The following is a 24,245-nucleotide window of genomic DNA, read 5'->3' as shown; positions in this document are numbered from 1 at the left end:
TGCGCAATATCCCCGCCAGGGGGGTGTTTATTCTGCGCTTGCGGTTGTGCTGTGACCCCGCCCGCCGGCGTAGTAAACCCGTCCCGGGCGGGCGCCCCCCCGCACGGGTCCGGCGCACCGCTACTTGTGGCGCGGCGTCCGGATCAGACCCTCCTGGACGACCGCGGCGACCAGGTTGCCCTCGCGATCCCAGATCTTGCCGCCGGTGAGCGCGCGGCCGAAGCCGGCCGAGGGCGAGGACTGGTCGTAGAGCAGCCATTCGTCGGCACGGAACGGGCGAAGGAACCACATGGCGTGATCGAGCGAGGCGTCCTGGGTCGGTTCGCCGGGGTGGGCCACCTTCGACGAGCCGAGCAGCGTCATATCGCTCATGTAGGCGAGGGTGCAGACGTGGAACAGCGGGTCGTCGGGCAGCTTGTGGCGGTACCGGAACCACACCTGCTGCTGGGAGACGTAGCCCTCGCGCTGGGCAACCTGGTCCGACGGGACCGTGCGGATGTCCCAGTGCTCCCATTCCCGCATCGCCCACAGCCGCTCGGGACTCATGGTGACGCTGGCGTCGGGCAGCAGGTCGGGCCCTTCGACCTCGGGCATCACGTCCTGGTGCTCCGGACCCTCGTCGCCGCGATGGAACGACGCCGACATCGTGAAGATCGCCTGCCCGTCCTGCACGCCGGTGACCCGGCGGGTGCAGAAGGACCGGCCGTCACGGATGCGCTCCACCAGGTAGACGGTGGGTTCCTCGGGGTTGCCCGGCCGCAGGAAGTAGCCGTGCAGCGAGTGCACCTGGAAGGAGTGCTCGACGGTCCGCACCGCCGAGACCAGCGCCCGGCCCGCCACCTGACCGCCGAAGGTGCGCGTCAGCTGGGACTCGGTGGCCGCACCACGGAAGATGTCCCGTTCCAGCTGCTCGATCTCGAGCGCCTCTTCGATAGTCGCCATGCGCTCGAGATTATCCGGTCGCCGACCGCCCGGTCTGTCCGGCTCGGCGCCGCGCCGCGGAATTTGCTGTGATAGTGCGGTGCCGTCGTACACGCCCGTCTCCCCCGCTGCCATGGCGGGGATCGTCGCCGACCGGCTGACCGAGTTGTCCGGGCGGCGCGTGCTCGCCGTCGACGGCGCCGATGCCGCGGCGCCGGTCGAGCTGGCCCGGCTGATCAGCGACACGCTGAGCACGCGGGGCCGGTCGGCGGAAGTGGTGTCGCTGCACGACTTCGTGCGGCCAGCGTCGCTGCGGATGGAATACGGGCGCGACGACGAATGGTCCTATCGCACAGCCTGGTTCGACTACGACGCGGTGCGCCGCGAGATCCTGGACGCACTACGGTCGTCCGGCCGCTGGCTGCCCGCCCTCTGGGACGAGGAACGCGATCGATCGGCGCGGGCGGCGGTCCGCACGGCGCAGGCCGACCTGGTACTGGTCCTGGCCGGACCGATGCTGCTGGGCCGCGGCCTCGACTTCGACCTCACCGTGTGCCTGGAACTGAGCGAGCAGGCGGCGCTGCGCCGCACCCCACCCGATCAGCACTGGACGCTGCCCGCCCTGCGCGATCACGCCGCCGGCCATCGCGAGGCAGCCACGTGGACGCTGCGCTGGGACCATCCCGACCGGGCCGCGCTGCGGGTCGGCACGTAACCGGCTGCCGCACACCCGGATACGCGAAGGGCCCCGGCCGGAACGGATTCCGGCCGGGGCCCCGTGCTACGCGATCAGGCGCAGGCGACCGACTGCTGACCGAGGTTGGTCAGCATGCCGCAGGCCCACGACTTCTGCACCTTCCACTTGCCGTCCTCGGCCACGAACGGCACGTCGACGACATTGGTCTGACCGTTGAGCGTGAAGTTGGCCTTGGCGTTGACGCTCTCGCCGAAGGAGGTCACCTCGGTGACCTGCACCTGCACATTGGCGTCCTTGGCCGCCTGCGCCAACCGGTTCGGCAGCTCGGGATCGGCGGCGCCACCCTGCACGAAGTCCAGCTTCTGCTCGTTCGGGATCGAGGGATCCAGCGCGGTGTTGAGCTGCGTGTTGAGCTCCTCGACGGTCGGCACCGCGGGCAGGTTGGCGGCGGCCGAGGTCGAAACCTTGGCGCTGGTGGTGGTTTTCGCGGCGGGCTTGTCACCCTTGTCGTCGCTGCATGCGCTCAGCCCCAGGGCCGCAACAACAGCCAGGCCCGCAATCGCGATACGTCCGGTCCTACCAAACTTCATCCACTCGTCCTTACGTCGGGTCCTCTTCGCCCTGCCGGGCGACGGCACGAACCAGCGCCACACGACGCAGGCCTCGATGCCACGGCACCGGACGCTACCCAGCGATGGTGAGGAAACTCTGAGAGGGGGGTCGCGGTGGTCTGTGAGAGGCGTGGTCCGCGTCATGCGGGCGCGGCCGACAATGCGGCGGCGATCACGTGCGGGTCGACGCGGGTCGGCAGCTCGCATTCCTCGGGAATCGGCAACCGCGCCAGCAGATCCGCGGCGTCGGTGAGCGAGCAACGATCCCGCCCGACGACCTCACGCACCACGACAAGGCGAAACAGCGTGGGCCGCGGATGCCGGTCCATCTCCGCGGCCAGACCGGTCAGCCCCCGGTCGGTGTACACACCGCGCAGGCGGTCGGCCCAGTCGGCGAAATCGGCCGCGTACCGGTCGTAGGCGGCGGCCAGATCGCCCCGGCTGGTTCGGGTGAGCGCGGTGAGCAGACGCCAGACGAAGGTGTCGTGATCGTCGGCCACTCCGGGACGATCTTTGGCGAATTCTGTCCAGTCGGCCTTCGCGGCCCAGTGCGCCACGTCGAGGAAGTCCACGACCGGCCTGCGTTCGTGCGCGCGCGGCGAGATCACGGCGCGGAACAGCTCGAACGGCAGTTCGGCGCGTTCGGCCAGCAGTACCGCGTCGAAGAGGTCTTTGCCCTCGGGGTAGGTGTCGCTCGCCAGCCACAACAGTTTCCACGCCAGCGACAGCCGCGGGCTTGCCGTGTACAGCAGCGCGCCGGGGCCTTCGGTGCCGATCCGGGCGACTTCGGTACGCACCGGCGGCTCGGGCAGGTCTTCACCGAAAACGAAGTCCAACTGCACGGTTCCGCCCGGGATCGCGGCCTCGGTGGTGCGCCATGGCAGGACGAGCCTGCGGCCGGGGACGCGGCAATAGGTCCAGATCTCGTCGGCGACGGCCCCGTCGGCCTCGATACGGACGATCCCACCGGCCGCCGCCGAGGTCTGCTGCGCCGCCGCGGCGAGTTCGTCGAGCATGGTCGCGGTCCGCGCGTCGTGCAGCGGCCAATCCGGTGTCAGCACAACGAAGTCCAGGTCGCCCGGTTCCCGCGCGTCGGCGCCGTACCAGGCACGCAGGAGCACGCTGCCGCGCACCATCAACTGCTCCGCCCATGCGGTGCCCGCGACCGCGGCCAGCACGTGGTCGAGCGCGACGCGACGCGCGGCGCGCCAGGTCTCGGCGACCGCCGGATCGTCGAAATACGGCTCGCTCAAACGCATGCCGTACTGCCGATCCTGCACCGAGGGGTCGAAGACCGGCCGCTGCCGGACTCCGTCGCCGACCACCGGAACCAACGTCGGCGGGAATCCCTCGGCCGCCGGCGGCGCATGACCGGGGACCCACTGCTGCTCACCAAGCCACGGTCCGAGCCGGAAGTGCTCCCACGGGATCGGCTGCGCCGGTGGCAGGTCCCCGTCCAGCCAGCCGTCGTCCACCGATTCGTCGCTGTCGTAGACGACGTACTCGTGTTCCCGCGACAGCACCTCGTAGCCGTGCTCCAGCAGTACCAGCTCCAGCAGCTGCAATCGAGTGCCGGAGGTGTGTCTGCCGACCGCGCGGCACCGCTGCGTCACGAACCGTTCGACGCGTCCGTCGGATCGGGTTCGCCTGGCATTGGCCGAGACATGCGCGTTGTGCCCGGCACAGGCCGCCACGACCGCCGCCACGGCGGTATCCGGGGGTAGCAGAAGTTTGAGGTGGTGCTCGAAGTACCGATGCGGCCCCCTGGCCCGGCCCTCCTTGTCGGTCACCGGCACACCCCGCCCCCACGGGTGGACCTCGATCTTCGTCCGGATCACCGGCAGTCCGGCGGCCGCCAGTTCCCGCGCCGCCGCCGCGGCCGCCTCGGCCACCGGTGCGAGGTCACCGGTCCGGCGCAGTGTGAGCATCGGCTGATCGGCGACACGGCCGCGCGCGAGGACGATGTGGGTGAACTTCATCTCCCGGCGCACCGCGAAAGCCTCGGCGGCCGCCAGGGTTTCCGCGTCGGCGGCGCGAACGGTCAGATGCACTTCGAAGGTGCCGTGGAAGTCGACGTCTGTGCTCACCCGCCCATCGTCACACGGCCTCGCGGATCAGCGCAGGGCGGCGATCGCGGCGACGAGGCGGGCGTGGGTTTCCGGGTCGGCGGCGGCGATCAGCCCGTGTGGTTCGGTATGCAGGGGTTGCCCGGCCAGGTTGGTGACCACGCAGCCCGCGGCCTGGCAGACGGCGATGGCGCTGGTGAAATGGACGCTGTCGCGCAGGTCTCCACCGGTGATGTAGGCGGCGCGGCGCCCGGCAGCGACCCAGGCCAGGGCCAGCGAGGTGGACAGGACGCGGGGATGGAATTCCCCCGCGAATCCGGGGGCGTCGAACAGGCTCGCGGGGCTCGACCAGGGAAAGGGGTGGTCGAGATCGACGTCGACGAGGTGGCTGTCGGCCTGGGGTAGCAGCGGCTGATCGTGTCCGTCGGCACGTAGGTGGGCGCCCTGACCGGCCGTCCAGAACACCTCGTCGGCGAAGGGAGCTCCGACCGCGGCGGCGGTGACGGTGGAACCGGTCCGCAGGGCCACGTTCACCGCGACCGACGGCGTGCCGACCGCGAAATTCCGGGTGCCGCAGAGGGGATCGATCATCCAGGTGCGGTCGCTGCCTACCGCCCCGCTGACCCCCGATTCCTCGGCCAGGAAGCGGTCGCCGGGACAGGAGGCGGCCAGCACATCGAGGATGGCCTTCTCCGCGGCCAGGTCGGCCTGGGTGGCGAAATCATCGCCAACTTTTTCATACCGGGTGACTGGTCCGTGAAACGCGGACCGGATTACTTCCGAAGCGACTTCTGTTGCGTGGATAGCGATTTCAACATCGGTGTGGTGCACCGTCTCCACGGTACGGGCGCGCGAGGTCGCCAGCGGGCGAACACGTACCGGTCACATCTCGATCGGTCCGGCGGGATCAGCGCGCCAGGTACACTGCCAGCCCCAGCCCCGCGACACCGACGCTCACCCGCAGCAGGTTCGGTGGGATCACCTTGACCACCGGCGGCCCACACCATCCGCCCGCCAGCGCGCCGAGCGCCAGCGCCAGCGCCGCCCACCAGTGCACCGGACCGAAGGCCGCGAAGCCGACCGCGGCGACCAGATTCGCGATGCCGAGCAGGAAACTCTTGAGAACCGATGCGCTCCACAGTGATTCGGACGTGCACAGCAGCATCATCGACAGGTAGATCACGCCTGCCCCGGCGCCGAAGTACCCGCCGTAGACGGAGATGAGCACGATGCCGGCGGGCACGATCCACGGTGCGTTCAGTTCGCCCACATGGCGGCGCACCAGCGGCTGCACCAGCAGCGCGATCGAGGCGGCGGCGACGAGGAACGGAACGACGAGCTCGAACGCACCGGCGGGCGCCACCAGCAGCGCGAGCGCGCCGAGCAGCCCACCGATCGCCGAGAGCACCGCCCAGCGCACCAGTGTGGCGCCACGCCCGGTGAGTTCGCGCCCCGAGTTCGCCGTCGCCCCCACCCCGACGGCCACCATCGCGACCGTATTGGTGACATTGGCCGCGACCGGCGGCAACCCGACAGCCAACAGCGCCGGATAGGAGACGATCGAGGCCATCCCGGTGACGAACCCCACCAGGCCGGTGAAGAATCCCGCGACGACCAGCAAGAAGAAGTCGAGCGCGGTCACAGACCGACTGTACGGTACGTCCACCTGGGACCAATCCCAGGGCTGTGCCGCCATGGGGACCGCCGGGCAGCAACGAAAAACGGGCGCCCCGAGAAGAGTTCGGGGCGCCCGTCGATCAGGAGGCTAGCAGGCGGTCACCAGCCGCGCTCGGCGAGGCGGTGCGGCTGCGGGATCTCCTCGACATTGATGCCGACCATGGCCTCACCCAGGCCGCGCGAGACCTTGGCCAGCACGTCCGGGTCGTCGTAGAAGGTGGTGGCCTTGACGATGGCGGCGGCGCGCTGCTCGGGGTTGCCCGACTTGAAGATGCCGGAGCCGACGAACACGCCCTCGGCGCCGAGCTGCATCATCATCGCGGCGTCGGCGGGGGTGGCGATGCCACCGGCGGTGAACATGACGACCGGCAGCTTGCCGGTCTGGGCGACCTCACGGACCAGCTCGTACGGCGCCTGCAGTTCCTTGGCGGCCACGAACAGCTCGTCCTCGGACAGCGAGGTCAGGCGGCGGATCTCGGCGCGGATGGTGCGCATGTGGGTGGTCGCGTTGGACACGTCGCCGGTGCCGGCCTCGCCCTTGGAGCGGATCATGGCCGCGCCCTCGGTGATGCGGCGCAGGGCCTCACCCAGGTTGGTGGCGCCACAGACGAAGGGGACGGTGAAGTTCCACTTGTCGATGTGGTTGGCGTAGTCGGCGGGGGTGAGCACCTCGGACTCGTCGATGTAGTCGACGCCGAGGCTCTGCAGGATCTGCGCCTCCACGAAGTGGCCGATGCGGGCCTTGGCCATCACGGGAATGGACACGGCGGAGATGATGCCGTCGATCATGTCCGGGTCGCTCATCCGGGAGACGCCGCCCTGGGCGCGGATGTCGGCCGGGACCCGCTCGAGCGCCATGACGGCCACCGCGCCGGCATCCTCGGCGATCTTGGCCTGCTCCGGGGTGACCACGTCCATGATCACGCCGCCCTTGAGCATCTCGGCCATGCCGCGCTTCACGCGGGCGGTGCCGACGGTGTTGGTGGTCTCAGGCGTAGTCACGGCTGTCTCCTGTGTCATGTGCGCCAATCAGGTCGCTCGTTATGGACACCGTCGATTCTAGAGCCGTCCGAAATCGACCTTCATAGCCAGTTGGGCTCCACTGGCCTTGCCACGACCTGCGGCGATGCGCGTCACGCCCGCCGCTGGCCTGCTCGAGTGGCCCGCGTCTCAGCCCGGACCGGACGCGTCGAACTCGACGTGGACGTCCGTGGCGCCGCGCAATGCCGCAACAGCCGCCGCCTCCGCACGCAGCTGTGTGCGGAGCCGGGAGCTCATCGACCGGAAGGGCGTGACGGTCAGCGTCAGCGTGCGCCCCTTCTTACGTGGCCGCCAGATTCCGGTGATGACGCCGTCGGCCAGCACCGTGCCGGGTGCGCCGACGGTCTTCCACACTGCGCGTTGATGTTTCGGGTCGACGATGGTGTTCCGATCACGCATCTGGGTGTAGGGATCGCTCGGTGGCAGCAGCCGCACCCCGTGCACGGTGGGCGGGGAGTGCAGGGCGGGCAGATCGTCGGTGTGGATCCACGCCTGGCCGCCGCCGAACTCGACCGGGGTGAGCTCGTCTGCCACGCCGGTCCACCACGGGTCCACGTCACCGGCGTCGATGCCGAGCCAGGCGGCGAAATCCTTGCGTGTCGACGGTCCGTAACACCGCAGGTAGCGGCGCAGAAGGGTCGCGCGGGTGGCGGCGGGATCCGTGTGCGGCAGTGGCGTGCCGAGCCAGTCGCCGAGCAGGACGAACGGCGCGGTGTTCTTGACACGCGGCGCCAGGCAGACGAGGCCGCGCAGGGTGTGGATGCGCAGGCAGAAGTGCACGACCGCCTCGCCCAGCGGCTGGTTCGCGCCGTAGGGTCCGGCGGCCCGCCAGTGCGTTCGCTGGGCGGGCGGCAGTGTGTCCGCGATGCGCGCGGCCAGTTCTTCACCGAGTTCGGTGATCGCCATGGCCCGCCGGGAGAGCACCGGCCCGAGCTGCGCGGCGGTGCGGTCCACCACCTCGTCGAGGCCCATACCGAGGGTATCCAGCGCCTGCCCGATGCCGCGGATCAGATGCCGCCGTGCCGTTTCGGTGGTCGGCAGGACGCCGGTGGTGAACACGGGGGCGTCGGCGGTCGGGAAGAAGTACGGCGAGCCGCGCATGCACCAGGTCTGCAGCAGCGACTTCTCCTCGCCGACAAGGTGATCGACACGCTCGGCGGTGACGTCCTCGACGCGGGCGTGCAGGGCCGACAGCGCCGAACCCGGCGGACTGTTCTGGATTCCGCACGCACCGGCCACCGCGAGTAAGTCGTCGGCCGGTCGCCGCGCGGTGAGATGATGCGCGCGAAGCCGGAATCCGATGACCTCGCCGATCTCGGCGGTACATTTCCGAGCTGCCACCGATCGCCTCCCGATCGTCGCCTCTCTGGTGAAACCGGCCCGCCACGCACCGGTTGATCCGCAGGTCAGCGGATCGAGCGCACCACGTGCTCGGTGTCGTCCGCCGCCACGGTCACGGCCTCGGCGAGCAGTTCGTCGAGGTGATACGGGTACACCGCTTCGCCCTTGTCGTCGAGGGCACGGATATCGGTGGGGGCACACCAGCGGTGGTCGGTGATGGTGCGGCGCTCCAGCGCGTTCAGCGCGGCCGGACGCCATTCGAAGCGCGGGGCACGCAGGGCGAAGAACAGTTCCTCGGACCGGATGAGTTCACCGTTGAACGGGAACACCGCGACCCGGCGCCACAGCGGACCGCGCAGCGCCGCCGGATCGACCCGCTGACCGGTCTCCTCGTGGATCTCGCGGACCGCGGCATCACGCAGGCTCTCCCCCGGCTCGACCCCGCCGCCGACGGTGAACCAGAACGCGACCTCGGGCAGCATCGGATCGTGGCCGCGCAGCAGCAACACCCGGTCCTGCTCGTCGAGCAGCACCACCCGCGCCGAGGTGCGGGTGGTGTTCACCTCGAGGCCGGTGGCCGCGGCGGGCGTCGCCCGTTCGGTGATCTCGAAGTAGTGCGGCAGCGGCGCGGTACCGCCGAGGTGCAGCACCCGCACCGGGCGCCGGGTCCGCAGCGCGAGGGTGTCGCGCACGGCGTCGTTGTGGAAGCGGCGCGCGATCAGCACCCTGGCCTCGGCGTCGGCGAGCTCGGCCACGAGCTGGGGCCGCAGCTGGTCGATGTCGACCAGCGACAACGCCGCCGAGAGCTGATTCTCGATCGTCTCGCGGTCACCACGGTCGGCGCGTTCGGCGCGGTCGGCCAGTGCCGCGAGCTGGGCGGCCCGCTCGGCGCGGCGCGGATCGGTGCTCACCGGACCGGCGATGGCCATCGCCACCGCACGCGCCACCACGGCACGCCGGGCCAGGGCCGAGTCGAGGGCGTGCCAGGACTGGTCGGAGCGTACGTGCAGCCGGTCGAGCCGGTTGGCCGTCGAGTAGGCCCAGACGCCGAGTGCGAGCACGAGCAGCGCGATCAGCCCGAGAACGAGGACCGTTGTCGCGGAGAAAGTGATCATCCGGCTGCCCTGACCCTGTTGTCGCCCACGGTGACGGTCTCGTACACCCGCAGGATCTGCTCGGCGACCACCGGCCAGTCGTAGCCCGCGACCACCTGGGTGCCGGTACGCACCAGCCGCTCGCGGGCCGTGTCGTCGGTGAGGACGGTGTCGATCGCGGTGGCCAGCGCGGCGGAGTCACCGACCGGGGTGAGCATGCCCGCGGTCCCGTCGCGCAGCACGCGCCGGAACGCGTCGAGCTCGCTGGCCACCACCGGGGTGCCCGCGGCCATCGCCTCGATCAGGATGATGCCGAAACTCTCGCCGCCCAGATTCGGCGCGACGTACACATCGGCGCTGCGCATCGCGGCGGCCTTCTCCGCGTCGGAGACCTGGCCGAGGAAACGCAGATGCCCCGCGTGCTCGCCCGCCTCGCGGCGCAGCCGGTCCTCGTCACCGCGGCCGACGATGAGGATCTGCACGCCGGGATGGCGTTCGGTGAGCGTGGGCAGCGCGCCGAGCAGCACATCCATGCCCTTGCGCGGTTCGTCGTAGCGGCCGAGGAACAGCACCGTCTTGCCCGCGCGCGGGTACCCGTCGAGCAGCGGACCGCGGGCGAACGCGGAGACGTCGACCCCGTTGGGGATCTCCACCGCGTCCGAACCGAGCGCCTCGACCTGCCAGCGCCTTGCCAGCTCCGACACCGCGATCCGGCCGTTGATCTTCTCGTGGTATGGCCGCAGCACACCCTGAAAGGTGCTCAGCACCAACGACTTCGTGGTCGAGGTGTGGAAGGTGGCGACGATCGGGCCCTCGGCGATCTTGAGCGCCAGCATGGACAAGCTCGGAGCGTTGGGCTCGTGGATGTGCAGCACGTCGAAGTCGTTGCTGTCGATCCAGCGCCGGATCCGGGTGTAGGCCATCGGGCCGAACGACAACCGCGCCACCGACCCGTTGTACGGAATCGCCACCGCGCGCCCGGCCGACACCACGAAATCGGGCAGCGGGGTGTCGTCGGAGGCGGGTGCGAGCACGCTCACCTTGTGGCCGCGTTCGAGGAAGACCCTGGCCAGTTCGACCACATGGGCCTGCACGCCGCCGGGAACGTCGAACGAGTACGGGCACACCATGCCGATCTTCACCGCGCGCCACCTCCCTGGTTCGCCGTGATCCGCGCCAGCCGTTCCGGCGACAGGTCGGCCGCCCACTGCGGCTGCAGCATGTGCCAGTCGGCCGGGTGCGCGGCGATGTTCGCCGCGAACACGTCGGCCAGCCCCTGCGTCGCGGCGGCCACGCCACCGGAGACATCCACCGGCGTACAGGTTTTCAGACCCCAGCCCTCGGTGCCGTCGGCCTCGGTGGTGAACCAGGCGTGCACCGGGATCAGGGCGGCGCCGGTCTCGATCGCCAGCTTGGCCGCACCCGCGGGCATCCAGGTGCGCTCGCCGAAGAAGTCGACGGGCACGCCCTTGCCGGTGAGGTCGCGCTCGCCCATCAGGCAGACGATCCGGTTCTGCCGCAACCGGTCCGCGAGCTGCCCGAACGGCGGCTGCTCACCACCTGTCAGCGGGAACACCTCGAAGCCGAGGCTCTCCCGGTAGGCGACGAACCGCTCGAACAGCGACTCCGGTTTCAATCGTTCGGCCACGGTCGTGAAGGTGCCGTAGTGCTGCACCAGCCACACACCGGCCATGTCCCAGTTCCCCGAGTGCGGCAGCACGAAGACGACGCCGCGGCCCCGCTCCAGGGCCGCGTCGAGGTGTTCGAGACCGTCGACGTAATAGTCGACAGTGCTGTGGTCCATGCTCGGCAGCCGGAACGCCTCGCGCCAATACCTGGCGTAGGAGCGCATACTCGCGCGCATCAGCTCCGCGGGCACCTGCTCCGGGCCGACCCCGAGCACGCGGGCGAGGTTGCGCCGCAGCTGCTCCGGCCCGCCGCCCTTGACGGCACGGTCGGCGCCGATATCGAAGACCTTGCGCACCAGGCCTTCCGGCGCCGAACGCACGATCCGCCAGCCCGCGGCGTACCCCCAGTCGCTCAACCGTTCGGTGAGGCTCACGACGCCGCACCTCCGGTCGTGTCCGGATGCTGCGGCGCCGGCGGGATCACGGTCCGCGCGCCCGGCGAATTGCGGACCGCCAGCACGCGCTGGAACACCGTGATGATGCTCAGCACCGCCAGCGCCCACATCGCCACATACACGGCCGCGGTGAGCCACTCGATGCCCCACTGCCCGCCGATGCCGGTGAGCCCGGTGCCGACCAGCACGATGACGAGCCGGTCCGGGCGTTCGATCAGCCCGCCGTCGGCCGAGAGCCCGCTGGCCTCGGCGCGCGCCTTCGCGTACGAGATCACCTGCGAGGTGACCAGCACGACCAGCGTCGCCGCGAACAGCTGCTTGCTGTGCTCGTGGTAGACCGCCCACCAGGCCAGGCCGCCGAAGATCGCGCCGTCGGCCACCCGGTCACAGGTGGCATCGAGGACCGCGCCGTACTTCGTGCCGCCACCGCGGGCCCGCGCCATCGCCCCGTCGAGCATGTCGAACATGACGAACAGCCAGATGACCATCGTTCCCCAGAACAGGTGCCCGGAGGGGAACAGCGTCACCGCGGCCGCGATCGTCGCGGTGGTGCCGATCAGTGTCATCGCGTCCGGCGTCAGCCCGGTACCGACGAGCGCTTTGCCCAGCGGCGCAGTCGCTTTCGCAAACGTCTGGCGGCCGAAGAAGCTGAGCACGGTTGTTATTCCTCCTGCGACCCGCGGGACACCCGCACCCGATCGGCTGCGGTGTGCGCCTCCCATGCCTCCGCCAGCAGCTGCCGCGTCTCGCGCAACAGCTGCGGCATCACCTTCACTCCGCCGACCACGGTGATGAAATTCGCATCCCCGCCCCAGCGCGGCACGATGTGCTGGTGCAGGTGGTCGGCGAGCGAACCACCGGCCACCCCACCGAGATTGAGACCGACGTTGAATCCGGCGGGCCGCGAGACCCGCTTCATCACCTGGATGGCCCGCTGCGTGAAGGCCATCAGCTCCGCGCTCTCGGCGGGCGTCAGATCCTCCAGGTCGGCGACCCGGCGGTACGGCACCACCATCATGTGACCCGGGTTGTACGGGTACAGGTTGAGCACCGCGTAGACCTGTTCACCGCGGGCGATGATCAGGCCGTCCTCGTCGGACATCTTGGGGATGTCGGTGAACGGGTGCCCGGTGGCGTCCTTGGGCTTCACCTCGCCGGTGATGTAGGACATCCGGTACGGCGTCCACAGCCGCTGCAGCCGGTCCGGCTGACCGGCGCCGGTGTCGACGATCGAACCGGCCTCCGAGGCGATGCTCTCACTCATGCTGCATCCTTTCGGCATGAGCGGGCGCCCTGCGTGGTCACGCAAGCTACCGCCTCCGGGCGCTGACCGCTCATGCTTGTGCCTTCGCCGCGCTGACGACCTCGAACCCCTCGGCGGTGGGCGAGGCGTTCTCGCGGTTGCCGACCCAGGTCAGGATCGTGGCGACCGCGTCGTCGACCGGAACGCCGTTGACCTGGCTGCCGTCGCGGAACCGGAAGCTCACCGCGCCCGCCTCCACGTCGCGCGCGCCCGCCAGCAGCATGAACGGCACCTTCTGCGCGGTCTGGTTGAAGATCTTCTTCTGCATCCGGTCGTCGCTGCGGTCGACCTGGGCACGCACGCCCGCGTCCCGCAGCCGCTCGATCACCGAATCCAGGTGCGGGGCGAAGTTTTCCGCGACCGGGATACCGACGACCTGCACCGGCGCGAGCCAGGCGGGGAACGCGCCGGCGTAGTGCTCGGTGAGCACGCCGAAGAACCGCTCGATCGAGCCGAACAGGGCGCGGTGGATCATCACCGGACGCTGCTTGGTGCCGTCGGAGGAGGTGTATTCCAGGTTGAACCGCTCGGGCAGGTTGAAGTCGAGCTGGACAGTCGACATCTGCCAGGTACGGCCCAGCGCGTCCTTGACCTGTACGGAGATCTTCGGGCCGTAGAACGCGGCGCCACCCGGGTCGGGCACGAGATCCAGCCCGGAGGCCTCGGCGACCTTGGCCAGGGTCTCGGTGGCCTCTTCCCACAGCTCGTCGGAGCCGACGAACTTCTTCGGGTCCTTGGTGGACAGCTCGAGGTAGAAGTCGTCGAGACCGTAATCCTTCAGCAGTCCGAGGACGAACTGCAGGGTGCTGGTCAGCTCCGCGTGCATCTGCTCCTTGGTGCAGTAGATGTGCGCGTCGTCCTGGGTCATGCCACGCACGCGGGTCAGGCCGTGGACCACGCCGGACTTCTCGTAGCGGTACACCGAGCCGAACTCGAACATCCGCAGCGGCAGCTCACGGTAGGACCGGCCACGCGAGCGGAAGATCAGGTTGTGCATCGGGCAGTTCATCGGCTTGACGTAATAGTCCTGGCCGGGTTTCCGCACGGTGCCGTCTTCGTTGAGTTCGGCGTCGAGGTGCATGGCCGGGAACATGCCGTCCTTGTACCAGTCCAGGTGACCGGAGACCTCGAACAGATGCCCCTTGGTGATGTGCGGGGTGTTGACGAACTCGTAGCCGGCGTCGATGTGGCGCTGCCGCGAGTACTCCTCCATCTCCTTGCGGATGATGCCGCCCTTGGGGTGGAACACCGGCAGGCCAGAGCCGAGCTCGTCGGGGAAGCTGAACAGGTCCAGCTCGAGGCCCAGCTTACGGTGGTCGCGGCGCTCGGCCTCGGCCAGCAGATGCAGGTACTCGTCCATCGCCTCGGTCGATTCCCAGGCGGTGCCGTAGATGCGCTGCAGGTCCTCGCGGTCCTGGTCACCACGCCAGTAGGCGGCGGAGCTGCGGGTCAGCTTGAAGGCGGGGATGAACTTGGTGGTGGGGATGTGCGGGCCGCGGCACAGGTCGCCCCAGATCGTCTCGCCGGTGCGCGGGTCCAGGTTGTCGTAGATGGTCAGCTCGTTGCCGCCGACCTCCATGATCTCCGGGTCGTCGATGCCGGACTTGTCGCTGATCAGCTCGAGCTTGAACGGCTCCTTGGCCAGTTCCACCTTGGCCTCGTCGATCTCGACGACGCGACGCGAAAAGCGCTGCGCGCCTTTGATGATCTTCTTCATCCGGGATTCCAGCTTGGCCAGATCCTCGGGGGTGAAGGGCCGGTCGACGCGGAAGTCGTAGTAGAAGCCGTCCTTGATCGGCGGGCCGATGCCCAGCTTGGCGTCGGGGAACTCCTGCTGCACGGCCTGGGCCAGCACGTGCGCGGCCGAGTGCCGGATCACGCTGCGGCCGTCCTCGGAGTCGGCGGCGACGGGCTCGACCTCGACGTCTTCGGTGGGGATCCAGGACAGATCCTTGAGCGCGCCCTCGGCGTCGCGGACCACCACGATCGTGTCCGGTCCCTTGGTCGGCAGGCCCGCTTCCCGCACCGCCGCGCCCACGGTAGTCCCGGCCGGCACCCGGACGAGGGCGACAGGACTGAGGGGTGCAGAGGTGGTCACGGGGATGCTCTCCTTGACGTTTGGGTCCGGCGGGGCTGTCCCCGCCCGGTTGCAGGCACGATCCTACTGTTCCGCCTCCCCGCGAATTATGGCCGGGCTCAGGATAGGCGTCACCTCTCGCGGGCGGCCGACGGTGAGGTTGGCGTTGTGTTCGCCCGTACCCGGTGAGTTACCCATGTGCTCACGAAATCAGCGGCTACGCAGAGGTCAGGCCTGGGCCAGCAGGGCGGCGCGCTCGGCTTGGGGGCGTTTCGGGCAGCTGGTGCACATGGCGCAGCCGGGTACCTCGTAGACCAGGCAGCAGGAGAGGCGTTTGACGAAGGTGCGCTCGCCGACGGTGACGAACCGGGGGGCGAGCAGGCGGGCACCGATTTCGCCCGCCAGCCTGGTTCCGGCCGCTTGGTCGCCCGCGTCGAGCGCCCGGTTGCCGATCGCGTCGGTGACGACGGCCCAGAGTGCGGGCACGCCCGCTCCGGAAACGGCGGCGACCTGCAGGATCACTGCCGTCAATGTCTCGCGCAGTGCGGTGCCGACGGCCTCGGCGGCGTCGTCGAGGACCACGGTCGACCGGAACCGCACACGCTCGACTCCCCCATCGGGTCTGACCTCGCAGTCGAGCTCGTCGAGCGCGGCGATCGGGGCGGGCGTTCCGGCCGCGTAGGCGCTGGTGATCTGATCGACCAGGGCCGAGGCGACCATGCACCACCACAGTGTGCCGCCGACGCGCGGCGTCTCGGTACCCCACGAGCGGCTCATCTCGCCGATCCGGGCCGAGACCCACGCGGGATCGGTGAGCAGGTGTCCTGGGACGATGCTCACGACATCAGGGGACTGCGCAACCATGGCCAATCGACTCCGATCCACCCTGCCACCAACGAGAAGGTTCCGAGCAGCCACAGCGTCGCCAGGACGAGGGCGCAGGTGGCCACCGCGCCGAGGATCTTGATCGTCCACCCGCGCGAGGTGTACCAGTCCATGACGATCCGGTACTTTCCGCGCACCCACGTCAGCGTGTGATGGGCCCAGACGAACTCGGTGGCCAGGATGCCGAACCCCGCGAACACCAGCGCCCAGCCGGGCCCCGGGTACGGGATCGTGACGATCCCGACGAGCAGCACCAGCCCACCGAACACGCCGACGGCGATGCGGTAGCCGACGTTCAGGGTAGGGCGGTGCTCGATGCTCGCCCGGAAGGCGCGCCAGCGCTCTGCGAAGACCGGCTTGCCCGCCGATGCCCCGGCGGTGGAATCCGCCGGGGCATCGGAGGTGTCGGCGGTCGGCTTGCTCATCATCGTTCCAGCCTACGAGCCGCCGACGCCGCCGCTCACACCGTGACGGGGACCTCGTCCCGGTCGGCGATGGTGCGCACACCGTCGACGGTCACCTCGATCACCCGCGCGCCCGCGATGTCGAAGAACAGCCCCGACACCTCGACCCCGCGCTCGGCCACCGCGCGACGGACCGCCGGATGGCGATGCAGCGTCTCGAGCTGCACGGCGACGTTGACCATGCTCAGCTGGTCGGTCTCGTCGAAACCGGCCGCTCGCGCGGCCAGCGCGACCGGGTGGTCGGCCCGGAACCGGTGCAGGCTCGGCTCGGCGTGGCGCAGCCAGGAGCTCAGCCCGCCGTCGGCGTCGGCCCCGGAGTACACCGCCTTCATCGCGCCGCAGGCCGAGTGCCCGCAGACCACGACCGAGCGCACCGCCAGCTCCTCCAGCGCGAACACCAGCGCGGCCTCGACGGAATCGTCGCCGCTGGTCGGCACCAGATTGCCCACGTTGCGGACGGTGAACAGGTCACCGGGACCGCTGGAGGTGATCACGTTGGGCACGATCCGCGAGTCCGAGCAGGTGAGGAAGAACGAATCCGGGTCCTGCCGGTCGCGGAGCCCGTCCAGGTGCGGGCGCACCACGTGGGCGTGGCTGCGATGGAAGGCCGCGACGCCCGCGTTGAGCGCGTCGCTGCCGGACTTCTGGTGCCGCCACGGGCCGAGCAGCTCGTCCCAGGTCGCGCGCCCGAAGCCGCGAGCGGGCGGAGCGCCGGTGGTGTCGGCCATCTTGGCGCTGCCGATCTCCACGAAATCGACGCGGCCACCGCCGCTTTCCTGCTGATGCTGCCAGGATTCGATGGCCTCGAAGGCGGCGTGGTCAAGGAAGTCGACCGTCATCTCCACGGTGACATCGGCGCCTGCGGGCACCTTCGCGAACTCGGCCGACAGCTTCGGCAGGGCCAGGAAGGTGCACGAGCCGTCGATCCGGACCAGCCAGCGCGCACCGTCGGGCAGCGGCGCCGCCGAGACCTGCACCCGCACGACCCGCCACAGCAGCAGGCCGAAAGCCAGTCCGAGCCCGATGATCACGCCTTCGAGCAGGTTCAGGAACACCACGCCGAGCACGGTGACCAGGTACACCAGCAGGTCGCCGGTGCGCCGGGCCAGCCGGATGTGGGCCAGCTTCACCAGCTGGATGCCGATGACGATGAGCAGGCCGGCCAGCGCCGCCTTCGGAATCTGCTCGACCAGGCCGACCAGCGCCACCGAGAACAGCAGGATCCAGCAGCCGTGCATGACCGCCGAGGCCCTGCTGCGCGCGCCCGCCTGCACATTGGTCGCGCTGCGCACGATCACGCCGGTGATCGGCAGGCCGCCGACGAGGCCGGACAATACGTTCGCCGAGCCCTGACCGATCAGTTCGCGGTCGAACCCGGTGCGCGGGCCGGTATGCATCTTGTCCACGGCGACGGCCGACAGCAGGCTTTCCACGCTCGCGATGAGCGCGACGGTGAGCACCATCATCGCGACCGCCGACCAGTTCCCCGACGGCAGTTCGGGCAGCTGCAGCGCGTCGAAGAGCGAGCCGCTGAGCACGATGCGCTCCACCTCGGCCGGCAGGACGAGCGAGAGCACGGTGGCCGCGACGACGGCGACCAGCGGGCCGGGCACCGCGCGCAGCTTCGGCGGCATGTACTTCCAGCCGAGCATCACCGCGATCACGAGGGCGCCGACGAGCACGTCGCCACCGTGCAGCGACATCAGCTGTCCCGGCAGCTCGATCAGGTTGCGCCAGGCGGTGCTGTGCGAGGAGCCGCCGAGCAGCACATGGATCTGCTGCAGCGCGATGGTGATGCCGATGCCCGCGAGCATCGCGTGCACCACCACGGGGGCGACCGCCAGCGCCGCGCGCGCGATCCGGCTCAGCCCGAACAGGATCTGTAGCAGCCCGGCACCGACGACGATGAAACAGGTGACACGCCAGCCGAATTGGGCAATGGATTCGGCGACGACGACGGTCAGGCCCGCCGCGGGGCCGCTGACCTGCAGCATCGATCCACCGAACAGACCGGCGACGATACCGCCGATCACGGCGGCGACGAGGCCCGCCGCGACCGGAGCGCCGGAGGCGACCGCGATGCCGAGCGAGAGCGGCAGGGCGACGAGAAATACCACGATCGAGGCGGGCAGATCGTGGCGCAATACCGTGTCACGCCAGTAGGACGGCGCGGGGTCGGGCGTCGGCGACGCCGGTGCGGCGGGTGGAGCTAGGTCGTTCGCAACAGACATGGTTCTCCTTCGTCGACTCGGCGCGGCCGTAGTCGATGGATGATCAACGTGTCGTGGACGGTCCGCGGACCGTGGAGTAGCTGCCAGCGATGAAGCACGGGAGTCCCGGGGGCGACGACGAACCGGGTCAGGGTGTCACCACAGTATTGGTAAAGACTTGGCAAAACCAGTGTGCCGCAAGAAGAGTGGGTGTCGCCATAAGCGCACGCCCGCTGTGGTGTGACCCACATCAGACCCGCCTCACACCGGCTCGGCCGCGACATCGCTTCGGGTGTCGTCGAATTCGGCGATCCCGTCGACGGTGACCTCGATCACCCGCGCGGTCGCCAGGTCGAAGAACAACCCCGACACCGCGACGCCGCGCTCCACGATGCCGCTGCGCACCGCCGGGTAGTCGATCAGCGTCTGCACCTGCCTGGCGACGTTCACCATGCCCAGCTGGTCGATCGGGCCGAAGCCCGCCAGCCGCGCCGCCTCGGCGACGGGATGGCCGCTGTGGAACGCCGCCAGCGTCGGCTGGGCATTGGCCAGCCAGTCGTCGAGTCCCGGACCGGCCTGCACCTGCGCGTACAGCGCTTCCATCGCACCGCAGCCACTGTGTCCGCACACCACCACCGAGCGCACGTCGAGCTTGTCGAGCGCGTAGATCAGCGCCGCTTCCACCGAGACGTCACTGCCGCCGACCGGCACCAGATTGCCGACATTGCGGACGGTGAACAGGTCGCCGGGGCCGCTGTTGGTGATGACGTTGGGCACGACGCGGGCGTCGGCGCAGGTGAGGAAGAAGGTGTCGGCATCGGGCCGGTGCCGCAGCCCGGCCAGGTGCGGACGCATCAGATGCGCGTGCCCGCGGTGGTAGGCCGCGATGCCCGCGGCGATCGGGTCGACGCCGCCGCTGCGCCGCCACGGCCGGATGGCCTCGTCGACCGCTTTGCGCGCGTGCCCGTGTTCGGGCGGTCCGTCGTTGGCACGGGCCATGCGTGCGGTGCCGAGTTCCACGAAATCGACTGCGCTGCCGCCTGATTCGCGAGCGTCGGCCCATTCGGAGAGCAGTTCGCAGGCGGCGTGGTCGAGGAAGTCGACGCTCAGTTCGACCGTCACGTCCACGCCGGCGGGCACCTTCGCCAGTTCGGCCGTGAGCCGGGGCGCGGCCAGGAAGGTGCAGGTGCCCGCGATGCGCACCAGCCAGGTCCCGTCGGCGCGCGGCGTCGCGGCGATGGTGAATTTCACGACCCGCCACAGCAGCAGCGCGAACGAGGCGATCAGCCCGATCACCATGCCCTGCAACAGGTTCAGCGACACCACCGCGATCACGGTGACGAGGTAGACGTAGATGTCGCCGGTGCGGCGGGCCCGCCTGATGTGGGCCAGCTTCACCAGCTGCACCCCGATCAGCACCAGCAGCCCGGCCAGCGCCGCCGTCGGGATCTGCCGGACCAGGCCGACCAGCGCGATCGCGAACACCAGCACCCAGCAGCCGTGCATGACGGTGGCGGCCCTGCTGCGGGCCCCGGCGTTGGCATTGGTGATGCTGCGCACGATGACCGCCGCGATCGGCAGGCCGCCGAGTGCGCCCGAGGCCATGTTGGCCGCACCCTGGCCGAGGAGTTCCCGGTCGAAGTCGGTGCGCTGATCGGGTCGCATCTTGTCGACCGCGACGGCCGAGAGCAGGGTCTCCACACTGGCGATGAGCGCGACGGTGAGCATGGTGAGCGCGATCGGCAGCCAGCCGCCGTGCGGCAGCGCGGGCAGGCCGATGCCGTCGAGGAGCGAGCCGTCGAGGCGCACCCGTTCCACCGTCAACGGCAGCACCAGCGAGGCCACCGTCGCCACGACCACCGCGACCAGCGGGCCGGGCACCACCCGCACCCCGCGCGGCAGGAACTGCCACCCGATCAGCACCGCGATCACCAGCAGTCCGACGAACAGGTCACCCTTCTGCACCGACATCACCTGCTGCGGGAGTGCGGCGATACTCGCCCACGGCGAGCTCACCGTCGCCCCGCCGAGGAGCACGTGTACCTGCTGCAGCGCGATGATCACGCCGATCCCCGCGAGCATGGCGTGCACCACAACCGGCGCGATGCCCAGCGCGGCGCGCGCGATCCGGCTGAGCCCGAACAGGATCTGCAGCACGCCCGCTCCGACGGTGATGAAACACATGGCGGCCCAGCCGAATTGCTGCACGGCGGCCGCGACGACGACGGCGAGACTGGCGGTCGGCCCGCTGACCTGCACCGCCGAACCGCCGAGCAACCCGGCGACGACGCCACCGACGGCCGCGGCGATGAGCCCCGCGACGACCGGCGCGCCGGAGGCCAGCGCCACACCCAGCGATAACGGCAACGCGACGAGAAAGACCACGACGGATGCCGGAAGATCATGCTGGAGAACAAGTTTCAGCGAGACGCGCGACAGCGGGCGCACTGCCGCCGCGGTAGGGCCAGGATCATTGTCGGTCATCATTCTCCTTCGCCGGGGCGGACTGGCGCCCGGTTCATCGGTCGAACATGCACTGGCAATTGATGCTGAGCTGCGAGCGAACGGCGGAAGTGCGGCACTGCTCGAAGAGAACCGACCCGAGACACAGGGTCGGGCCAACAGTAAAGAATTACCCAAGCGTAGGGAAAGCCCTCGAGGCGAATGGGACGAATCGCGACTCAACTGTGACGTGCGCCACACGCAATACGTCGTGCCCGACGCGGCTCGGCCATGCCGCCGACCAGCCCAAACGATCCGGAATCGAGAAGCCCCGATCAGCCGTGCAGTGGAACCATCGTTTCCATCGACTGGTACAGCGAAAGGGGTTCTCGATGAACATCACCCGGGTCCGACGAGCCCATCGATGGCTCGTCACCACCTTCACCGCAACCTCGGCCCTCCCCCCGATCCCTCTCGCCACCCTCTTCTTCTCCGGGCTGTACACGCTGACGGCACCGCGGCTCCAGGCACGGCACACCACCCCTGCCGCGTAGACGGACCACACCCCGGTCCCCCCAGCGCCACCCGCCGCAGCCGGTTGCCGCCGCAGGATCGGCGGCCGTTGCGACACGGTCTCACTCCGCGATTGTGCCGCCAGCCAGGGATAATCTGCTCCGGAGCCCCCGGGAGCACACTCGAGAGTAATTTTCTTGGCTTACTACTTGACGGGCTGCGGACTGCACAGCAAAATGGTGATCGGGGATGGAAACGCCAGTCGGCACAAGGGGGATGATTCGGCATTATTGCCCGAAAGCACTGCGGTACGCGACGAAGGATGAATTCTTGTCGATGCCCGATCCGGCGCCGGATGGCAAAATAGACTATGGCTGTGCAACCTTTTTGCGACAGCTGATATATCGGCGATTGAATCGCCCCCTTCCCTGACGTTCATTTGATCCGGATCGAGTCGACAAATTCGCTGATTCTTCAGTCGAGCTTCCGAGTCGAGTAGATTCGGCGCGGGATGAGACCGCCTCCAAGGGGAGTGCGAGGAAAAGGAAGGGAAATAGAAATGGAAAAGAACTCGGACAAGAAGGTGTACGAGAAGCCGGCTGTCGCCAAGTGCGGGGAGTTCCGGACGCTGACCGGCGGGCTTTTCACGACGATGTCCGACTTGCTGGTCGGGCGTCGGGGAATGATCTGATTCGACACCGTACCCGAGCTCGAATAATAGGGGGTTAGCAGATGACTGGCGATGCTCGGACAGGATTCGTCGTCCTTCCCGACAACGAGGCAGGATCGGGCATCGCCAGGCGTCTGATTCCATGGGGACAAATATTGGCCGAACACCCGTCAGGCCGGCCGATGATAGTCGGAGATTGTCGAGACCGACCAATCATGCACGCGGTAGGACCCGCAGCGCGAGTAGTGATACTCGGACACGCTCTGGTCGACGAAGGAATGGTTCTCAAGAATGCGATGTCGATCGAGTCGGCAACCCATTGGCGAACTGTACTCGACACGATAGATGGGTGTTTTCATTCCGTCGTCCACGTACGTGGTGAGGTCTATGTCAATGGTTCACGATACGGCTCTCGCGGCCTGTACCGATGTAGAGTAGACGGCATCGACATTGCTGCCGACACTGTGCATGCCCTTCGGTATCTTGTCGGCGGGAAGCTCGATGTCGGCGTCCTCGCCGCGCATCTGCTCGAGCCCATACCCCACCACCTCGCCCAACGTCCGTTGCTCGGGGGAATCGAGCCGGTGTCGCCAGGCACTGGGCTGATCATCACGCCGAGGGGGAGGTCCCGGCCGGTCGAGGGTCGAACGGAAGCACTCTCTGTTGAGGGCCTTGACGAAGGGGCACAAGAGGTCCGGAATCGGCTCATAGGTGCTGTCTCGGCGCGCACTGCAGCAGGCGGCACGGTAACTTCCGAGTTTTCCGGTGGCTATGACTCGACATCGATCAGCTTCATTGCCGCCAGGGGGCCGGCCGAGATCAAGCTACTGACGGCGCAAGGGCGCGATTCCGCCAATGAGGACCTGGAGTGGGCTCTGCGTGCCGCACAGCACATGCCGGCGGTGGAGCACACGATCCTCCCCGATTCCCAGTTGCCCCTGACATACGCCGGGCTGGATGACGGGCCGACCTGGTTGAACGAGCCGTCACCGCTGATCGTCGGCAGAAGTCGGGTTGGTGCGCTCGCACGACTGGCTTCGACGTTCGGTTCGGGTGTGCATCTGACCGGTCACGGAGGTGACCACGTCTTTACCGGATTGCCTACGCTCTATCGCGATCTGCTCTGGCATCGCCCGCTCACCGCGTGGCGAGGGCTGCGCGGCTATGGAGCCCTTGGCGGATGGCGATGGCGAGACCTGTTGTATGACGCTGTCGAGCCAACCGCGTACCACGCGTGGTGGAAAAAGAACTACAGGCCGGTCGCGGGCATACCAGAAAAGCGCAAACCGATGTTGGGCTGGGCCATTCCTCCATCTTTACCCGTGTGGACGACAGAAGCCGCTGAAGAAGCAATCAGCGACGGCATCCTCTGGATGGCATCCGCGACCGTACCGCTCGCACCTGAGCGGGGTCGGCACGTGGAATTGGAGTCGATCATCGAGGGCGCCAGGACGGTGGCCGTTTTGAATCGGATGTCGCTAGCTGCCGGTGGACCACCTCTGGCGGCACCCTACTTCGACGATAGGGTGATCACCGCGTCTTTGTCGGTGGCCGTTCAGCATCGGGTCAGCGCGTGGACATACAAACCTCTACTCAACGCCGCGGTACGCGGGATCGTTCCTGATGTAGTACTGCAGCGGCAGACGAAGGACGACGGCTCCCATGATGTCGAGAGCGGATTGCGAAAGCATCGCGATGAACTCGTGGCCCTCTGGGAAGATTCGCGACTCGGCGATGTCGGACTCATCGACGCAAAGAAGCTGAAACATTTGTGCGCCAATCCCAGTTCGTTCGAATTGGAGGAGGGAACGATGTATACAACGATTGCCTGCGAACTCTGGCTACGAGACCTGGAGCGAAGCTTCATTTAACCAAGAGAACAGAAGGAACATGGATAGCGTGACCCTGAGACCCGGCTTGTCTTTCGTGCGAACGGATTATGGAGGCGCGATTCTCGATACACAGCGAGGCGAATATTGGCGACTGAATCCGGTAGGGGCGGAAGTGTTCGCATCGCTTGTCGCGGACAGTAGTGCCGACCCCGTTGCCGCAGTTCTCGGCCAGTTCGACATCGATGCAGCCACGGTAGAGCATGACGTAAGGGAACTCTTGGACCACCTTCGGGATGTTGGACTGGTGCTCACGTGAGC

21 protein-coding genes are annotated in these 24,245 nt (G+C 68.6%); 4 read left to right on the top strand and 17 right to left on the bottom strand.

The features are described 5' to 3' along the window. Window positions 1-120: 120 nt before the first annotated feature. Window positions 121-942, bottom strand: coding sequence for an acyl-CoA thioesterase (locus ACFWF2_RS19305; protein WP_379308796.1), 822 nt, complete (start codon window positions 940-942; stop codon window positions 121-123). A 79-nt stretch (window positions 943-1,021) separates the two neighbouring features. On the opposite strand from ACFWF2_RS19305, the gene ACFWF2_RS19300 reads away from it, so the two are divergent. Then, entirely contained in the window at window positions 1,022-1,636 is a 615-nt protein-coding gene (locus ACFWF2_RS19300; protein WP_379308795.1) for a hypothetical protein, read from the top strand. Window positions 1,637-1,710: 74 nt separating this feature from the next. Here the strand turns inward: ACFWF2_RS19300 and ACFWF2_RS19295 are convergent, their stop codons facing one another. The 16 genes from ACFWF2_RS19295 to ACFWF2_RS19220 form a co-directional block, all read right to left on the bottom strand. Beyond that, the gene (locus ACFWF2_RS19295; RefSeq protein ID WP_379308794.1) at window positions 1,711-2,208 is read right to left on the bottom strand and encodes a hypothetical protein; all 498 of its coding nucleotides are present in this window, start codon (window positions 2,206-2,208) and stop codon (window positions 1,711-1,713) included. A 161-nt stretch (window positions 2,209-2,369) separates the two neighbouring features. Then, complete coding sequence (locus ACFWF2_RS19290; protein ID WP_379308793.1) at window positions 2,370-4,316, bottom strand: nucleotidyl transferase AbiEii/AbiGii toxin family protein; 1,947 nt, start codon at window positions 4,314-4,316, stop codon at window positions 2,370-2,372. Between the two features lie 27 nt (window positions 4,317-4,343). Continuing rightward, a complete protein-coding gene (locus tag ACFWF2_RS19285; protein WP_379308792.1) occupies window positions 4,344-5,126 on the bottom strand; it encodes an inositol monophosphatase family protein in 783 nt (260 codons plus the stop codon). Window positions 5,127-5,202: 76 nt separating this feature from the next. Further along, entirely contained in the window at window positions 5,203-5,937 is a 735-nt protein-coding gene (locus tag ACFWF2_RS19280; RefSeq protein ID WP_189023839.1) for a sulfite exporter TauE/SafE family protein, read from the bottom strand. A 134-nt stretch (window positions 5,938-6,071) separates the two neighbouring features. Beyond that, window positions 6,072-6,992, bottom strand: coding sequence for a pyridoxal 5'-phosphate synthase lyase subunit PdxS (gene pdxS, locus ACFWF2_RS19275; RefSeq protein WP_378847483.1), 921 nt, complete (start codon window positions 6,990-6,992; stop codon window positions 6,072-6,074). Between the two features lie 150 nt (window positions 6,993-7,142). Continuing rightward, window positions 7,143-8,354 carry a winged helix DNA-binding domain-containing protein gene (locus tag ACFWF2_RS19270; protein WP_379308791.1) on the bottom strand — a complete coding sequence of 404 codons (1,212 nt, stop codon included), beginning with the start codon at window positions 8,352-8,354 and terminating at the stop codon, window positions 7,143-7,145. A gap of 65 nt (window positions 8,355-8,419) precedes the next feature. Then, window positions 8,420-9,466 carry an NUDIX domain-containing protein gene (locus ACFWF2_RS19265; protein WP_379308798.1) on the bottom strand — a complete coding sequence of 349 codons (1,047 nt, stop codon included), beginning with the start codon at window positions 9,464-9,466 and terminating at the stop codon, window positions 8,420-8,422. Then, window positions 9,466-10,590 carry a glycosyltransferase family 4 protein gene (locus ACFWF2_RS19260; RefSeq protein ID WP_379308790.1) on the bottom strand — a complete coding sequence of 375 codons (1,125 nt, stop codon included), beginning with the start codon at window positions 10,588-10,590 and terminating at the stop codon, window positions 9,466-9,468. Before ACFWF2_RS19260 ends, ACFWF2_RS19265 begins: the two co-directional genes overlap by 1 nt. Continuing rightward, on the bottom strand, window positions 10,587-11,510 hold the full coding sequence (locus tag ACFWF2_RS19255; RefSeq protein ID WP_379308789.1) for a phosphatidylinositol mannoside acyltransferase: 924 nt from the start codon (window positions 11,508-11,510) through the stop codon (window positions 10,587-10,589). The genes ACFWF2_RS19260 and ACFWF2_RS19255 overlap by 4 nt, the downstream gene beginning before the upstream one ends. Then, window positions 11,507-12,187, bottom strand: a complete 681-nt coding sequence (gene pgsA / locus ACFWF2_RS19250; RefSeq protein WP_379308788.1) for a phosphatidylinositol phosphate synthase — start codon at window positions 12,185-12,187, stop codon at window positions 11,507-11,509. The genes ACFWF2_RS19255 and pgsA overlap by 4 nt, the downstream gene beginning before the upstream one ends. 5 nt (window positions 12,188-12,192) lie before the next feature. Further along, window positions 12,193-12,795 carry an HIT domain-containing protein gene (locus ACFWF2_RS19245; RefSeq protein ID WP_189023853.1) on the bottom strand — a complete coding sequence of 201 codons (603 nt, stop codon included), beginning with the start codon at window positions 12,793-12,795 and terminating at the stop codon, window positions 12,193-12,195. Window positions 12,796-12,865: 70 nt separating this feature from the next. Continuing rightward, window positions 12,866-14,932, bottom strand: a complete 2,067-nt coding sequence (thrS, locus tag ACFWF2_RS19240; protein ID WP_379308787.1) for a threonine--tRNA ligase — start codon at window positions 14,930-14,932, stop codon at window positions 12,866-12,868. A gap of 207 nt (window positions 14,933-15,139) precedes the next feature. Further along, window positions 15,140-15,751, bottom strand: coding sequence for a (2Fe-2S)-binding protein (locus ACFWF2_RS19235; protein ID WP_379308786.1), 612 nt, complete (start codon window positions 15,749-15,751; stop codon window positions 15,140-15,142). After that, entirely contained in the window at window positions 15,748-16,224 is a 477-nt protein-coding gene (locus ACFWF2_RS19230) for a TIGR02611 family protein (RefSeq protein ID WP_379308785.1), read from the bottom strand. Before ACFWF2_RS19230 ends, ACFWF2_RS19235 begins: the two co-directional genes overlap by 4 nt. 32 nt (window positions 16,225-16,256) lie before the next feature. Then, window positions 16,257-18,491, bottom strand: coding sequence for a SulP family inorganic anion transporter (locus ACFWF2_RS19225; RefSeq protein ID WP_379308784.1), 2,235 nt, complete (start codon window positions 18,489-18,491; stop codon window positions 16,257-16,259). A 240-nt stretch (window positions 18,492-18,731) separates the two neighbouring features. After that, complete coding sequence (locus tag ACFWF2_RS19220) at window positions 18,732-20,957, bottom strand: SulP family inorganic anion transporter (protein WP_379308783.1); 2,226 nt, start codon at window positions 20,955-20,957, stop codon at window positions 18,732-18,734. A 1,027-nt stretch (window positions 20,958-21,984) separates the two neighbouring features. Here ACFWF2_RS19220 and ACFWF2_RS19215 point away from each other — a divergent pair. The 3 genes from ACFWF2_RS19215 to ACFWF2_RS19205 all read left to right on the top strand — a co-directional run bounded on the left by ACFWF2_RS19215 (window position 21,985) and on the right by ACFWF2_RS19205 (window position 24,243). After that, window positions 21,985-22,116, top strand: a complete 132-nt coding sequence (locus ACFWF2_RS19215; RefSeq protein ID WP_379308782.1) for a keywimysin-related RiPP — start codon at window positions 21,985-21,987, stop codon at window positions 22,114-22,116. Window positions 22,117-22,373: 257 nt separating this feature from the next. Then, entirely contained in the window at window positions 22,374-23,966 is a 1,593-nt protein-coding gene (locus tag ACFWF2_RS19210; RefSeq protein WP_379308781.1) for an asparagine synthase-related protein, read from the top strand. 19 nt (window positions 23,967-23,985) lie between these two features. Continuing rightward, entirely contained in the window at window positions 23,986-24,243 is a 258-nt protein-coding gene (locus ACFWF2_RS19205) for a lasso peptide biosynthesis PqqD family chaperone (protein ID WP_379308780.1), read from the top strand. Window positions 24,244-24,245 lie beyond the last annotated feature (2 nt).

This window comes from Nocardia sp. NPDC060259, assembly GCF_042728775.1.
In the GTDB taxonomy this organism is placed as follows: Bacteria; Actinomycetota; Actinomycetes; order Mycobacteriales; family Mycobacteriaceae; genus Nocardia.
This window is presented reverse-complemented; position numbering and strand designations above follow the sequence as displayed.